Source organism: Capnocytophaga gingivalis ATCC 33624, from assembly GCF_000174755.1.
Lineage (GTDB): Bacteria > Bacteroidota > Bacteroidia > Flavobacteriales > Flavobacteriaceae > Capnocytophaga > Capnocytophaga gingivalis.
Map to the genome: position 1 here is coordinate 1 of NZ_ACLQ01000013.1, position 18,090 is coordinate 18,090.

5 protein-coding genes and 1 rRNA gene are annotated in these 18,090 nt (G+C 38.6%); all 6 read left to right on the forward strand.

Features of this window, described 5'->3' with window-relative positions; translation table 11 throughout:
- The first annotated feature begins 84 nt into the window (after positions 1-84).
- The 6 genes from rrf (at position 85) to CAPGI0001_RS04405 (ending at position 13,006) form a co-directional block, all read left to right on the forward strand.
- A 5S ribosomal RNA gene (gene rrf / locus CAPGI0001_RS04375) occupies positions 85-193 on the forward strand.
- 254 nt (positions 194-447) lie between these two features.
- Positions 448-1,485 (forward strand): DHH family phosphoesterase, encoded by a 1,038-nt coding sequence (locus CAPGI0001_RS04380; RefSeq protein ID WP_040359647.1) that lies wholly within the window; start codon positions 448-450, stop codon positions 1,483-1,485.
- Positions 1,482-2,069 (forward strand): gliding motility-associated peptidyl-prolyl isomerase GldI, encoded by a 588-nt coding sequence (gene gldI / locus CAPGI0001_RS04385; RefSeq protein WP_002667117.1) that lies wholly within the window; start codon positions 1,482-1,484, stop codon positions 2,067-2,069. Before CAPGI0001_RS04380 ends, gldI begins: the two co-directional genes overlap by 4 nt.
- 142 nt (positions 2,070-2,211) lie before the next feature.
- Entirely contained in the window at positions 2,212-3,366 is a 1,155-nt protein-coding gene (locus tag CAPGI0001_RS04390; RefSeq protein ID WP_002667121.1) for a peptidylprolyl isomerase, read from the forward strand.
- A 61-nt stretch (positions 3,367-3,427) separates the two neighbouring features.
- A complete protein-coding gene (locus CAPGI0001_RS04395; protein ID WP_345908475.1) occupies positions 3,428-3,823 on the forward strand; it encodes a VanZ family protein in 396 nt (131 codons plus the stop codon).
- Positions 3,824-4,231: 408 nt separating this feature from the next.
- A complete protein-coding gene (locus CAPGI0001_RS04405) occupies positions 4,232-13,006 on the forward strand; it encodes a T9SS type B sorting domain-containing protein (protein WP_002667115.1) in 8,775 nt (2,924 codons plus the stop codon).
- The last annotated feature ends 5,084 nt before the right edge of the window (positions 13,007-18,090 follow it).

Below are 18,090 nucleotides of genomic sequence, written 5' to 3' on the forward strand. Positions count from 1 at the left end.
AGGATGAAAGATTCATTATTCACTAAAAATATAAGTGTAGTGAGGGACTATTCACTTTTCGTTCTTCACTATTCACTAAAGACTTAAGGTGGTTATAGCGAAAGGTCTCACCTCTTACCATTCCGAACAGAGAAGTTAAACCTTTTAGCGCAGATGGTACTGCATTTTGTGGGAGAGTATGTCGCCGCCTTCTTATCAAAAACCGAATTATTCATAAGAATAGTTCGGTTTTTTTATTAGTTATTAATCATTAATCATTTTATAGAAGGGGATTTCCTTGAACTTTTAAAAAAAACTTTTTCTACTAATTTAGGTGAACAGCATGGTTGTCTGTTTTTCCCTTTCATGGAACAGGAAAATGAAGTATATACAAGGAAATTATCTAGCTGCGAATAACAATTAACAATTAACGATTGATAATTAAAAAAGAATTTGTATATTTGCGGTATGAATAAGCAAGATAGCAAAAGCCTACAGGCTCTTTTGGATAAGAGACCTATAATCACTATTATACCGCATACTTCCCCTGATGGAGATGCCATAGGGAGCGCGTTGGGATTATATCATTTTCTTAAAAATCAAGGACATGACGTGCAGGTCATTGCTCCTACCGATTTTCCTGATTTTCTAAAATGGATGCCTGAGGCTGATCAAATACTTATTTATCCTGATCAAGAGAGTAGGGCAGAACAGCGTATAGCGGATTCCTCTCTTATCTTTACGTTGGATTTTAATAATTTGCTTAGAGCAAAACCGCTAACACCTTTTTTACAGAAAGCCTTGGCTACATTTGTGATGATAGACCATCACCAACAGCCGGATACTTATGCTACTATTATCTATTCAGATGAAAAGGCAAGTTCTACTTGTGAACTGATATATAATACAATAGTGAGTCTTGGCTCTCAAGAAGCTATAAATCAGGCTATTGCTATTTGTCTCTATACAGGGATTATGACCGATACTGGAGGATTTCGCTTTTCTATGACTTCACCTCAGACTCATAGAGTGGCAGCTGTTCTTTTGGAAAAAGGTGCTAATTGTGCTCAGATTGCTTCCGATGTACTTGATAGCTATTCTATTGATAGGTTACAACTCTTGGGTACAGTATTGGATGGACTTACTTATCTTAAGGAGTACAAAACGGCTTATATGTCTGTAAGTAGCAAAACTCTTAAACAGTTCAATTTCCGAAAGGGAGATACCGAAGGCTTTGTCAATTATGGCTTGCGTATCAAAGAGGCCGAATTGGCTGTTATTTTTATAGAAAATGAAGAGGATAATTTGATAAAAATATCTTTCCGTTCTAAGACTTCCTTAGATGTAAATCTCTTGGCACGTACTTATTTCAACGGAGGTGGACATATCAATGCTGCAGGAGGATCTATGTCTATTTCTTTGGAGGATACGATAAAGTACTTCTTGGAAGTATTACCTAAATTCCTTTCATTGTCCAATGCTTATCAACCAATGGATACCTTATGAGAATTATTATTACCTTATTATTTTTAGTTTTGCTCTCCTCTTGTGCCAACAAGGAAGCTCGTCGTCCTGTGATGGTCAAAACAGATACTTTCCTCAAGGAATCGGCCAAAAAGAATAGAGCGCTTTTGCAAGACCAGGAGGCAGTGATGGACTCTATTATTGCTAAGGATACGCTACATACTTATCTGAAGTCTGAGGATGGATTTAAGTATTATTATGTTGCTGAGAATAAGGAAGCTACTTACAAACCTGCTTTCGGAGATATAGTCGATTTCACCTACAGTCTTTCAGATATTTATGGAAAAGAGATTTATTCCAAGGAGGATACCAAGGTAATTACCTATTATGTGGATAAGCAAGAACTTTTTCAGGGACTTCGGCAAGCTATTAAGCTCTTGAAAGAAAATGAGGAAGCAGTTTTTTTCTTTCCTTCTGAAATTGCTTTTGGCTATCATGGAGATAAAGAAAAAATAGGAATTAATAAACCCATACGCGCTCAGGTACATATCCTTAAGATTACCCCTGCTCCTCCACCACCGCCTTCTACTTCTGAGTCTGTAGGACTTATTAAGTGTGATTTTTAGTAAGAAGTGTAATGAAAAAAGTGAATACCAAAGATACTTTCACACATTATCGTAAGATATATCCTAAAGTAGAGGATGTGACTAAAGAATTTTTAGAAAATTAATTTGTTAGTGTAATTTCGTTCATTAAATATAGAATTTTATGAAAAAAGTCAAATTTTGGGCATTGTTATTGCCTTTGTTGTTTGTAGCTTGCAAATCAGCTAAATATCCAGATCTAAAGGATGGCTTGTATGCAGATATTCAAACCAATCACGGTGATATGCTCGTGGAACTTTTCTACAAAGCGACCCCAGGTACTGTAGCCAATTTTGTTTCTTTGGCCGAAGGTACCAATACTTATGTAGCGGATTCTCTTAAGGGAAAACGTTATTATGATGGCACCAAGTCACACCGTGTGATTAAGAACTTTATGCTGCAAGCAGGAGATCGTACCGCAACAGGTGAGGGAAGCCCTGGCTATCAGTTTGCTGATGAGTTTGTAGATTCTCTTAAGTTCACTAAGAAGGGGCAGCTTGCTATGGCCAACTCTGGTCCTGCTACCAATGGCAGTCAATTCTTCATTACTGAAGTAGCTACCGACTGGCTTACTTTCCGCCACACTATCTTCGGACAAGTGGTTAAGGGAGAAGAGGTCATCAGTAAGATTACCGATGAACAAACCAGTAAGGAGGATAGCCGTCCTAAAAACCCTGTGATTATTAAAAAAATAGAAATTATCCGTGTAGGAAAGGACGCTCAGAAATGGGATGCACCTAAGGCATTTGATGCTTTTATGAAGGAACAAGATGCCTTAGCTAAAAAACGTGAAGAGGAAGCACAAGAAGCTACCAAGATAAGAATGGAGCAAGCACAGAGAAACCTCTCTTTGATCTCTGAACAAGAAAAACAAGCCAAAGCGCTCCCTTCTGGAATTAAGATACTTTCTCTTAATGAAGGGAAAGGAGTAAAACCTCAGGATGGACAAAAGGTATTAGTCAATTATGCCGGCTATATCCGTGATACAGGGATGCTTTTTGATTCTAATATTAAGGAAGTGGCTCAAGAGAATGGAGTATTTGATCCTCAGCGTGCTCAGGATCCTCAGTATGGATATATGCCTTACCCTTGGGAGTATAGCCAAAAAGTAAGTCTTATAGCTGGTTTCAAGGAAGCCTTACTTTCTATGAAAGTAGGGGACAAGCTACGTGTATTCATTCCTGCAGCCTTAGCCTATGGCGAACAAGGTATTCAAGGACTTATCCCTCCTAACTCTGATTTGGTATTCCAAATAGAAATAGTGGATATAGCTAAGTAATACTACTTATTTTTCTATCTATGAGGCTGTCTCTACTGGGACAGCCTCATAATTATATTTTATATTTTCTTCTTTTATGTCTCTTACTAACAAAAAGATACACAATCTATTACAGATTACTTTATTTTTTTATGCCCTACTGCTTACCTACATGCTCCTGCGCCCTGCCAATAGCCTTCCCAAGGATATTCATTGGTTTGAGGGGGCTGATAAGGTCGTGCATTTTGGTATCTTTGGAGTATTAGGATTTTTGTTTGAGGCTACTTATCCCAAGCAGGATTTTTATAAATATCTGGCTATTTTACTCTTATATGCTATTTTCACTGAGATAGCCCAACACCTTATGGACAATGGTCGAAGTGGAGATGTCATGGATTTATTGGCAGATATTTTAGGAATTATCATCGCTTATATTCTATTTCGGTATGTAGAGAAATGTCAGAAAAAAAAGAAATGAAAATAATCCTCTTTTTTTCTTCATTCTATATGGTAAATGTATATTTTATTTAAAATATATTTTTCTGCAAAAAAACAGTAGTTTCCAAAAGCCTTTTTTCTTGCGTCTTTTTATTTTAGACAATTGTCAAATGTTTTTAAATGATATAGGATGAAAAATGAGAAAAAAAGACATTAAATTTTTATATTTTTTAAAAATTTGAATATCAGTATTTTAAAGAATATTTTTTCTTTTTTTGAGAGGTAAATATCATTGTTTTTGGCATGTAGAAATAATAAATGTTGAAAACTTTTGATAAAAAAAAGTAAATATTTGTTGGTGATATTAAAAAATGACCTACCTTTGCGCCCAAACAATTAATGATATATTGTAGATATGACAAAAAGTGTAAGAAAATCAAAGAAGAGAATGAACATATTATTCTTTTTCCTTTCTTTGTTTACTCTTGGAACAGTTCAAGCACAAACCATGTTCGGTGGCGCTCCAGTGGCAGATACCCCTGTGGAGTTTGCCAACAACGATTATGAAGCAGGTTTGCTAGAAGTCTCCATTACATTACCTTCAGGCAAAACTGCAGCTGATGTGGAAATTACTTTACCACAGGGGATAGAGTATCTGGCAGGTTCTATGGCTAAGAAGTCAGGAACACTTTCTATTACTCATGAAGCTTCTTCTCCTTTGAATAAACCTGTCTTTAAACTTACTGGAACAGGAACAATTATTTTTTCAATCAAGAGAAAAGTAACGAAAGCAGCTTTGTCTAAGTTAAAAGTGCAAGGAGGAGGTTTTTCTGATGTGGTTAAAATAACTGCAGGAGGGACAACAGAGTCTAAAAACTCTAATGCCTATAGCTTGCCTATACCTAATATAGTGGTGCAGCTTGCAGAGCCTACACACAATAATGCTTCTGGAACGAGTATTAAAAAGTTTGTATTGCGTAATACTGGTGAAGGAGCGACTAAAGAAATCTTTTTTTCTGTAAAATATCCTACAGGAATTACAGGGAATGAGATAAGTTATAATGGCACTCCTCTTACTCCTGAGGCTACTTTGCCTTCAGGAGAAAAGATTTATAAGGTTACAGCGCCTACAGCTGCAGGATTTATAAAGAATGCAGATGTTGAAATTACCGAGAAATATACAGTAACTTCTTGTGGGAGTAAATCTATTGTCTATACCGGGTATTGGGGAGAGAATGCAACTACACTTTATGAGGGCCGAGATCTTACGAGAGCTGTCAATGTAGAAAATGGTACTCCTAATATAGTATTAGATGAGGATAGTAATCACACCTATTTTGAATGGGGAGATGGTATTTGTGGAAATACATTAGGGACATTCACTGTTCAATATATTAATAAAGGGAGTGGTAATGCAACCGCTTATGACCTTCAGATGCTTATTACCCCTTATGTAAGTTGGAGAGGGTTTAAAACTCATAAACCTGCTAATTTCCGTATTGTAGCTGCTGATGGAACTGAAATTCCTATCAGTTCTATGACACCTAATGGTAACGAAGTAACTGAAAGGCAAATAGCTTTTAAGGATTTAGCTCCTTTGGCTGAGGCTACTTTAGGGACTAAAGATATAGGTCTTAAAGATATCGATGGTGATGGATTTAGAGATGACCTTCCTATCAATGCTAAACTAAAAGTACGTTTTGATATGGTACCTAATCAACCTATCGTTTGTCTGCAAAATGACGGAGGAATCTTTAGCGTTTCTCCTCATTCAAATTTTAACTATAAGGATGCTTGTGGTACACTGAGAACTTCGGCTGTACAAGCTATTACTAACAATACTTTCAGAAGACTTATTTCTGGAGTTGCCGATACCTCTAAAATTCCTGCTTCGCTCTCTCAAAACGAGCCTGTTTTTGGTTATATTTCTGTGGGAAGCCATACTATCATAAATCAACAAAAACTAAAAGGGGGGGCTACTGCTGGTAATCCTACAAAATGGAAATATGAAATAAAATTACCTGCGGGGGTAGAATTGAAGAATGTAAAATTCTATGAAGGAATAGGCTATGGGCAGTCTACCAAAGCGCCTGCGAACTTAGCACCTATAGCTCCTGGAGGAACTCTTACTTATGAGTCCAGTACAAGGGGGTATATTACTTTTGATATGTTACTCACTAATCCTTGTAATTCTGGTAATGTATCTTTACAATACAATATCTATTATTTAGATAAAGTAGGCAACACAAATACTTATTGCGAACTGCCTTTCATCTGTGCAAATACCGAAATAGGGACTATTTGTCCAGGTACTTGTGCGGGTAATGGCCCTGTGATGATTAGTACTAAAGCCGAACGTGCTGATAATTCTTATGGATGGACAGACTATACCATGAATACTCGTCAGACTCGAAATAATGTATCTATTATAGATCGTAGTCGTACACTTTATTTGGATGATGTTGAAATTATCTCAAAGGGGGAACAAAATGGGGTGCTTACTCATAATTTGTTCTATCATGCACAGGTAAAGTCCCATGCTGAGCTTACTCCTAAAAGCATTACTATTAAGGTAGGTACAAATTCAGAAGTAACTTTGTCAGCTTCTTCAGCTATATTGGCTCAAGGTACTAATGCAGATGGAAAATATTTCCGTTGGAATCTTACTTCAGCCTTGCCTGCTGGGGGTATTGCGGTAGGAGAAAAATTTGATGTAGTGGCTACTTATCAGGTAAATAATAGCAATCCTACCAATAGAAGAGATTATGCCTTTGATGTACAAGTAGGAGACAAATCCTTCTTCTATATGCTAGATAATGTAAACGATACAAACATCAATACAGAAGGATATCATGTGAATGAAAAGCATTGTGGAGCTAAACAAACCCCCGCTTTTTATATAGCTGAAACTTATAAGCTTATCGGAACTAATGGGTATGATATAGCGGCTTGTGATGTAACGGCTATAGGAAGTCAACAAGCTTATTTAGCACGTCGTTTTGGTACAGCAGGAACTTATTATACCAATGAATTCCGTCCTTCACGTCGTATCAAAACCCTGAAGATTATCATACCAAGTTCTTATAATATGGTAAAACCTGTGGATTATTCTTATATTAGAGCCGTAGGAACTTGGGTGGAAAATGATGTACAAATCCCAGTAAACCAATTTACAGTGACTGACGATGGTACATACAAAACCTATACCTATGTTAACCCTCCTAAGGGAAGCGCAGGTTATCTCACCCCAGGAACTGTATCGGTTGAAAATTTCTATGGTGAAACCATACGTACTTGGTTACAAGCTACTTGTGCTTCAAAAGTATTTGTAAATGCTAATCAAGCAAAAACAGATAACCAAATGGCTAAAGTGGATATAGATTTTGAAGATTTCTACTATCACTATGCTAATGAGGCAACTAAACCTATTCAAAAAGAACCTTATGAGCAATGGCTTACTTATACCAAAAAACCTGCTATCAACCTCGTTACACAGACTCCTGTAAATATTACAGCTAATAAAAAGGAGCAAACACTTGATTTCAAGCTTACCAATACCAGTGTCTCTGATGCTCCTTTTGGTTGGGTATCAGTGCCTGATGTGGCAGGAATCACAGTGATAGGACTTCAAGAGATGGATGCTACAGGAACTACTGTTTTGAGAACAATAGCCCCAGAAGCTTCTCTTACAGGAGAAAAGATGTTCTTCCTAAATCAAGGTGGAGGTAATGGAGTGATTGCTATGAATACTGAAAGACGTTTTCGTTTGAAATACAAAATAACCAACTGTACACAAGCAACCTTGAATTTTGACTTGTATGCAGGTTGGAACTGTAATAGTAATCCTACTCAAGGGTATACTAAGACATGTAATGATAATAAACTTACCTATACAGTTAAGATAGCTAAGAGCTTAAAACAGATCAGTCCTGATTCCAATAATCCAGGAGAGAACCATCCTGATAAAATAGGTACTATTGAAATGTGTAAAAAGACAAAGTATCAATATACAATCAATAGTGGTGACGAAGGAGATCTTTTTGATGTGAAGTTAGTGATGATGAAAGGTAATGGTATTACTTTCTCTGATGTAGAAGTGGAATATCCTTTGAATAGTGGACGAAAATATACAACAACGAGCTCTCCTGCAATTACTGTCGTAGAGGCTTCTGACAAATATACCTATGATCTGACAAATATATTACCAAATGGTAGTCTTCCAGGATCTATAACAGAGAATATTGATGTGGATAAGCGTAACTTCAAGCTTAGTTTCAATATACAACCAGGTTGTGATTTTACAGCAGGTTCAGCTTTTGATATAGATATAGAAGCCAATAACCTTTGCGGTACCCTAGCCGATGGGGATAAAACTAAGGTTATCATTGCAGGTATCCAAGGGGTAGATGCTAATAAATATAAGGTAAATAACTCTTTGACTTTGGTAGGAGGTAATGCTAGTGCCTGTGCAACTAACTATGCTGAGTATAAAGGGAAACATGTGATTATAGATCAAACCACTCCTAAGAACTTTGTAACGGGGACTAATGGACGTGTGGTAGTGCGTATTCCTGCAGGATTCGAGTATGTGTCAGGTTCTTTCTCAGCAGGAGCTAAGAGCCAGACAACCTTCGGTGATCCTTCTTTGGCAGGAGGTACTAATCCTAAACCTATAGCAGGGGGCGATACAGAACTAAGCATCCAGATCCCTTCTGGTATGCGTGATAATGATTTCTTTGAATATACTATTAAGGTAAAACAAAAGGCTAATACGCCTATACCTCAGTGTAGTACAGAAAAGAAAATTAAGTATTATACTACCGATTTGGTAACAGGAGTTGCTTGTCCTTCAGGTCCTGCAAACCCTTGTCCTGCTATTACAATAGAGACAACAACAAATCGTGGAGAAGTTAATATACCTGTTGACATAGCAGTTTTATCTATAGAAGATGTACAACTTTCTTCTGTTATCCAAAACAATAAAGAGAAAGTGACTATCTCTTATAATATTAAGAATGCAACTACTTCTCCTATTACCTATACAGGAAATCTGAAAGTAGCTTTATTCAGTGATACAGATAATAACCATCTAATAGATGAGGCCACTGATGAGAAATTGACTGATTTTACAGATGCAATTACCTCATTAGCACCAGGAGCTTCGCAAGCAGTAACTCATACTATTGAGCTTACTCAGGATAAGCTATGTCGCTTGCTTCTTTCTATCAGAAATAGCCAAAATCCTTGTTTGTGTAGCGATGCTGTAGTCATTCCAACTGCACCTACTGCCCTTACAGACTTGGTACAAAATGTTACTATATGCGAGGGAGAAGAGAAAGTGCTTACTTATAATACACAAGCACCAACTTATGAAGGGTATACATGGACTGCGATAACAGCAGGAGCTTTGGCTTACTTATCACCAACTAATATTGCGGCACCTACCTTTAAGTATGTAGGTACTAAGCTTACAGCAGAGCAAGAGTTTACTTATAAACTTACTGTAAGACGTGCTAATGGTTGTGAGGCTTCTCAAGAAGTAAAAGTAAAAGTAACCCCTGCTACAGCAGCAGGCGCAGCACAGCAATTGCTTTTCTGTGGGGCTGATACTGATAAAGTAAGCACTCTTGAGGCCAAGCTTAGAACGGCCTTGTCAGCACCTACCACTACGGTAATTAAGATATATGATACAGCTACAGCAACTACTGCCAAAGCTGCTACAGATACTATTACTTTTGGTACTACTTATTACTATACACTTACACAAGGAGCTACTTGTGAGAGTCAGAAGGCTACTGTAGAGGCGAAACATATTGATATACCTACTATAGCAGAGAAAACAGCAGCTACTTGTACTGATATAAGTGTAGTACAGATTACTAACTATGATAGTACTTTAACTTATACATTTACGAAAAATGGAGTTGCTCAAACAGGTGTTCAGATAGATACTGATGGTACTATCAAAAACTTGCCTGTAGGAGCCTATAAGGTAACAGCTAATAGCACTTCTCCAAGTTGTAGCTCTCTGCCATCGCAAGAGTTTCATATAAATGATAAGTTGACTTCCGCTAAGCCTATTGTGACAGTAACTCCTGCTACTTGTGCTGAAGGTAGCAAAGCGAAGATAACAAACTATACAGCAGGTTATACTTACTGGGAAGGAACAGTTCAGCTTACTGTGAATGCAAGTGGTGAGATTACAACACCTCTTACAGCAGGTAACCATACTATTGTAGCTAAGAACGGAACTTGTGAATCCTTAGCTTCAGATCCTTTCACAATGACGGATCAAAAAGCTACTCCATCGTCTCCTACAGTAACCACAGTTACAGAGTGTCCTACTTTAGTAAGTACGCAGTTTGATATGGCCACTTTGGTAACAGCTTCTGCTGGTCATACGCTCAAGTGGTACGATGCTGCCAGTGGAGGAACAGCTTTGGCAGCTTCTCCGAAGGTAGAGCGCCAAGTAACTGCGAAGAGTGTGACGACTAAGTATGTAAGCCAAGAGAAAGATGGCTGTGAGAGTGCTCGTGTAGCGGTAACCTATACAGTAGATGATACTGTGGCTCCATCACTTACTGCGGATGATATAGTACTGGATTGTACAGCGGCCAACTTTGATACTTTGGTAACTTCTTGGCTTACTACTACTGCAGCAACCGCTACAGATGCATGTACAACCCCAGTGGTAACGAACAACTATAGCAAGCCTGCAGACTTGTGTGGAGCAGGGGAGATAGAGGTGACCTTTACGGCTAAGGATAGCTTTGGCAATCAAACACAGAAGAAAGCAAAAATCCGCTTTATCGTGGCCAAGGATGATGACTATACAGCAACTCCAGTGACACCAAGCACTACAGAACAAGTAGTGAAAGATGGTAGTGGTACTCCATACAATGTATTGAGTAATGATAAGCTGTATGGTAATGGAGCTACTACAAGCAATGTAACGATAAGCGAAGTTACGCCTAACGCGAATGTGAAGATAGATACTACAACTGGTCAGGTGAAAGTACAACCTAATACTCCAGTGGGTACTTATACAGTAACTTATCGTATTTGTGATAAGAATACTTCAACAGCTTGTTCTAATGTAGCGACAGTAACCGTGAAAGTTACTTCAAGCATAGATGCTGTTAATGATCCAGATCAGACGATACCTACAACAGGTGGAACAGTGGATATCTTGAGTAATGATAAGCTCAATGGCAATCCAGTTACTAAAGATCAGGTGAACATCTCTATTGATAGCGATGGAGGTCTTACAGGAGTGGGTATAGATCCTACAACAGGGAAATTAGTAGTTCCTAATGGTACTACTCCAGGCACTTATACAGTAACCTATAAGATTTGTAATAAGGCAAATCCAACGGTTTGTGATACAGCAACTGTTAAGATTACAGTACCTGCAATTACCCCAAGTATTATTGCTAATGATGATCCAGATCAGACGATACCTACAACAGGTGGAACAGTGGATATCTTAAGTAATGATAGGCTCAATGGCAATCCTGTTACTAAGGACAATGTGAACATTACTATTGATAGCGATGGAGGTCTTACAGGAGTAGGTATAGATCCTACAACAGGGAAATTAGTAGTTCCTAATGGTACTACTCCAGGCACTTATACAGTAACCTATAAGATTTGTGATAAGGCGAATCCAACGGTTTGTGATACAGCAACTGTTAAGATTACAGTACCTGCTACTCCAACCATCAAGGCAAATGATGATCCAGATACGAATATACCTCGTACAGGAGGAAGTATAGATATCTTAAGTAATGATAAGCTCAATGGAGGGCAAGCGACTAAGGATAATGTCCATATTACAATTGAAGATAATGGAGGACTTACTACAGCTATGATTGATCCTACCACGGGCAAGTTGGTTGTATCGAATAACTCAACCCCAGGTACTTATACGGTAACCTATAAGATTTGTGACAAGGCAAATCCAATGGTTTGTGATACCGCTAAGGTGAAGATTATCATAGCCCCAGGAACAATTCATAATATAGAAGCGGTGGATGATGGAGTATGGGAAGTAGGTACTCAGGGCGAGTTCCTTACCCCAAGTGTTCTGAACAACGACCGTATAGGTAGCAAAACAGGCTTGAATGCTTCAGATGTGCTTATCGAGAGGACACAAGGTCAGCCAGCACCAGATAGCCACTTGGTAATGAATGATGATGGTCGTATTACTGTAAAATCAGGAATAGCAATAGGTACTTATATCTATTACTATACGATTATCGACAGGGCAAATAATAACCAGACTTCGAGTGCGAAGGCGATTATCAAAGTGGTAAGCTTTGTAGCACAACAGGACGAATATAGTCTGACCAATACCAAGGATAGGGAGCAGAAGACTCCAAGTGTGATCACCAATGATGAGATGGATGGTAAGAAGCCACCGGTGATAGGTACGGATGTTACCTTGACTCCAGGAACTCCAAGTCACCCTAACTTGCATATGAATCCTGATGGTACGATAACCATTTCGCCTAATACACCGGATGGGGTTTATACCTATGACTATACGATATGTAGGGTAAGCAATCCAACAGATTGTAAGACAACCCAAGCGATTATCAACCTACATCCTTCATTGGTAGCCAATGACGATGATTATACGACCCATCCTGTCAATGTGATACATGATGCAGCTGTGGTTGGCAATGTATTGGAGAATGATACACTGGGAGGGGCATCTATCACGGATCCTACTCAGGTGACCATTACTTTGGTGGATAACGGTGGTCTTGTAGGAGTATCCTTTGCACCTAATGGGGAAGTTACAGTGCCACAAGGAGCCCCAGCGGGTACTTATAGGGTAAGGTATAACCTATGTATGTCACAACAATCCTCTGTATGTGATGATGCAGTAGTGACTATAGTGGTATCCGAGGAAGATCCTATCGAGATATACAATGGAATCTCTACCAATGGCGATGGTAAGAATGATGGCTTTAGGATAGAAGGTATTGAGAATTATCGAAAGAATACCTTGAAGATATTCAACCGATGGGGAGTTTTGGTATACCAGAAGGAAGGCTATACCAATTCGGATCCATTCACAGGTTATTCTAACGGACGCTCTACGATAGAGAGTGGTAAGAAGCTGCCACAAGGTACTTACTACTATATCTTAGAGTACGAAAACAGCAATAACCAGACTCAGACTAAGACTGGTTGGTTGTATCTCAAAAGAGACTAAAAACTGAATCAAAACTCAATAGAAGAGAGGTATTCCTAAGAAGGGGATGCCTCTCTTTTTATCTTCCTAAGCAAAGGCTAAAAGTTAACTAATAGAAGAAGACTTGTAAAATATGATTTTTAAACCTTTATTAGTAGTGACTAACTTTTTAATTTTGAAAAGTTAAAAAGATGTTGTATAGATTAATAAAAAATACTATCTTTGCGTCTTAAAAAAATGAAAAAAAATCTATAATAGAATGCAGATGAAAAAAGAGATTATTTCGCATGTAAAATGCTTATTTACAGTTGCTTTATTTTTATTTTTTAGAGGCTCATATGTTTATGCCCTTGATATAAATATAGGGAATGAAGCACAAGGAAACCGTGTTAATTTTTCTAATAAATACGTCAAAGAAGTTGTTGTAAATCACAAAAAGGAAGGATATCACACTCTAATAAGCCGACGAAAGGTACAAGGAACTGCTGATGAAGAGACGCTGAACTTACAATCGTCCAATAACTCTCTCAACTGTATCCCTACCGGTCAGCTGCGTATCCAAATACAAAAACCAAAAGCAGGACAGACCTACAAGGTAAAGCTTACGGACTTCCCTACAGGGTATACAGGCCCTACAGAGTTTCCCATTACCGCTGGTGATATGGATGGGAGAATCACCTTTGTAAAGTTTACCGACTATGATATGCCTGCGGGGAATTACAAGGGGAAAATAATTGCTCCTGTTATTCCTAATACGCAAGAAGTACCTGCAACTATTGGAAAGCTGGTCAAGGACTTTCCTGCACCTAATAGAAACAATAACGATTTTGGTAGTGATCAAGTATATAGAGAGATATTGGATGCATCCGGAGAAAAAGACTGTAATTATGCGGCTATCCGTTTTGGTGGGAATACCAATTCTCCCTTCTATAAATACTTTACAAAACCAGAACTTATAGCCTTATATGAATATACCGCTTACTCGGATTATGATTTGCAAAATGTCTATGGAGGAAATAGAGATCACCCTAATATACAGTGGAGAGATCTGTTTTCTCTGCCAGCAGGAAAAAGCTCTTCTCAGAAAGTAGTATATTATGATATGGGAGCTCATGGGCGCACTTATAAGGATATGAAGGAAGATCCTAACAAGAGACCCAAATTTTATTTCCGAATCAAAGGACATAATGGTTGTAATAATCAAGATGCACCTATGGAGCCAGGGGATATGCGCTTTATGGGAGCAAGCCTTACTTTCGGAGGTACTTGTACAGCTCCACAAATGACTGTAAGAGCATTTAACCATATGTTCTGTGATCCTGCTACTTATGTGGTAAAAGAAAAAGTTACAAATATACAAGTGGCTACAGGAACTATCAAACTGGATGAAATAAAAAGTCTATCCACTTTGGATAATGGACAACCTTTTGATAGAACAAAAGTATATGAAGTAACGGTTACTTCTCGAGATGGACAAACATATACTGAATCAGGTAGTTTTAATAATTTCTATAATGCTTTAGTTCCTAATGCTGGCTTTACAATTGCCACAAGATGCTATGGAAGTTCTAATAGTACAAAAGGCTATATAGAGGTGTTGTTTAGAAATTCGCAAGGTACTGGAGCAATTCTTCCTATGGAAGGCTATAAGGTGACTTTATTACAAGCACCTGCTGGATATACAGAAGAAGAAGGGAAAATAAAGCTAAATGAAACAGTGACAATTTCTTTGAAAAATAAAAATAAGGTCACTACTAATATTTTAGCGACAACAGAACAAGATGTTCTAACGAAATATTTTACACTCCCAGAAGGACAGTATAAAATAAAGGTAGAAGATCCTTGTGGAAGAGTTACTTATGTGCGCAATTCGTGGGCACCTATCACTCAAGAGGTTTTTAATCTTACTTATCCTACGGATTATCAAGAAAAGGCTCTTACCCCTGAGACAGAGACAGAATGTGCTAAAGTAAAGGTGTATCCTTTTAGAGGAAATCCTGCTTTTGATTGGCTAAAATATAAAAATGCAAACAAAGCTATATATGTGTACCTATTCAAGCGGCCTAATGGTATCAATGCGGGGGATGTAACAGTAAGTAGTAATCTAAGTGAATCATTAGGAGGAACTAATTATATTAAAGCGGTGTATAATCCTAGTGATCCTACCTCTGTAAATCAGTATTTCTCCCTGCCAAGAAACCAAAATTCTGATGGGAAGTATACTTTTGTATATGGAGGAAGGATAAATGCAGCGAATAATAGTGATGCCTCAGATGTTATACAATATATCATAAGCAACGGGACAAGGGGTTGTGCTCGTACTTTTGAGGTAAAGGTAGACGATGTCTTACTGAACTTTGACCCCAATACTTATATAGGATACCGTTGTGATAACAATACAGGTAAGATTGTCGTTAAGGCCATCAATGGAGTCAGTGGTTCCGGTAATTATACCTATGAACTATATGATACTAAAGAGGGCAATCTTATAGAGAGTAAGACTGAGGCTAAGGGTACAGAAGTGACTTTTATGAACTTAGGTACTTTTGCTACAGGGCAGAATACACGCTGGGTGAAAATTATAGATTCTGCTTGTACAGCAGCTCCTGTATGGCGCGAATTGCCAATAGCTAATGCTTCTCAAGCCTATCTCTTGCTCAAAAACCCACTCAGGGCTTCTTATTGCCAAGGCGAAAGTATCTCTATAGAACTTCGTCCTATTGGTGCGACTAAGTATGTATGGACATTGCCTGATGGTTCTTCTCAAGAAACTACAGAACCTAAGCTGGATATTGCCTCTCTACAAGCGACTCATTCAGGAACCTATGCTGTCAAGGCAGAGGGGCTTACTTGTGGAGCTAATACACTTACTTTTAGTTATAATGTAAATGTTTTACAAAAACCAACAGTGGGGCAAACGTATACTTTCTGTCAGGGGGCTAAGATCTCAGATCTGAAAACTCAGGTGGATACCAATACCAACCTTGTCAAAGTATATAAGAATAATATATTGGTAACGGATGATAATGAGCTACTTACTTTTACAGATACGTATACAGTAAGTCGCTTCAGTACCACTTGTGAGACAGATAAGGTGGGAGTAACAGTATCGCTTGCTCAATTGGCGAAGCCTATAGTGAAAGTAACTCCTGCTACTTGTGCTGAAGGTAGCAAAGCGAAGATAATGAACTATACAGTAGGTTATACTTACTGGGAAGGAACAACTAAGCTTACTCTGAATGCAAGTGGTGAGATTACAACACTTCTTACAGCAGGTAACCATACTATTGTAGCTAAGAACGGAACATGTGAATCCTTAGCTTCAGATTCTTTCACAATGACGGATCAGAAAGCAACACCATCGTCTCCTACAGTAACTACTTCTACTGATTGCCCAACTCTGGCAAGTACTCAGTTTGATATGGCTACTTTGGTAACAGCTTCTGCTGGTCATACGCTCAAGTGGTACGATGCTGACAGTGGAGGAATAGCTTTGGCAGCTTCTCCGAAAGTAGAGCGCCAAGTAACTGTGAAAACAGTTACGACTAAGTATGTAAGCCAAGAGAAGGATGGCTGTGAGAGTGCTCGTGTAGCAGTAACCTATACAGTAGATGATATTGTGGCTCCATCGCTTACTGCGGATGATATAGTACTGGATTGTACAGCGGCCAACTTTGATACTTTGGTAACTACTTGGCTTACTACTACTGCAGCAACCGCTACAGATGCATGTACAACCCCAGTGGTAACGAACAACTATAGCAAGCCTACAGACTTGTGTGGAGCAGGGGAGATAGAGGTGACCTTTACGGCTAAGGATAGCTTTGGCAATCAAACACAGAAGAAAGCAAAAATCCGCTTTATCGTGGCCAAGGATGATGACTATACAGCAACCCCAGTGACACCAAGCGCTACAGAACAAATAGTGAAAGATAGTAGTGGTACTCCATACAATGTATTGAATAATGATAAGCTGTATGGTAATGGAGCTACTACAAGCAATGTGACGATAAGCGAAGTTACACCTAATGCGAATGTGAAGATAGATACTACAACTGGTCAGGTGAAAGTACAACCTAATACTCCAGTGGGTACTTATACAGTAACTTATCGTATTTGTGATAAGAATACTCCAACAGCTTGTTCTAATGTAGCGACAGTAACAGTGAAAGTTACTCCAACCATTGAGGCTGATGATGATCCAGATCAGACGATACCTACAACAGGTGGAACAGTGGATATCTTGAGTAATGATAAGCTCAATGGTAATCCAGTTACTAAGGATCAGGTGAATATCTCTATTGATAGCGATGGAGGTCTTACAGGAGTAGCTATAGATCCTACAACAGGGAAATTAGTAGTTCCTAATGGTACTACTCCAGGCACTTATACAGTAACCTATAAGATTTGTGATAAGGCAAATCCAACGGTTTGTGATACAGCAACTGTTAAGATTACTATAGCAGGAGGTACTATTCGAGATATAGAAGCAGTAGATGATGGCGTATGGGAAGTGGGAACACAAGGAGAGTTCTTGACTCCTAGCATATTGGATAATGACCGCATAGGAAGTAAAATAGGCCTAAGTGCCTCAGAAGTAAGGATAGAGAAGGCACAAGGACAACCCGCTCCAGATAGTCATTTGGTGATGAATGCCGATGGTCATATTACGGTGAAAGAAGGCATAGCGATAGGTACCTACATCTATTACTATACAATTATCGACAGGGCAAATAATAACCAGACTTCGAGTGCGAAGGCGATTATCAAAGTGGTAAGCTTTGTAGCGCAACAGGACGAGTATAGTCTGACCAATACCAAGGATAGGGAGCAGAAGACTCCAAGTGTGATCACCAATGATGAGATGGATGGTAAGAAGCCGCCGGTGATAGGTACGGACGTTACCTTGACTCCAGGCACTCCAAGTCATCCTAACTTGCAGATGAATCCTGATGGTACGTTGGAACCGAAAGGGTTTGAATTCGCAAGGTACTGGAGCAATTCTTCCTATGGAAGGCTATAAGGTGACTTTATTACAAGCACCTGCTGGATATACAGAAGAAGAAGGGAAAATAAAGCTAAATGAAACAGTGACAATTTCTTTG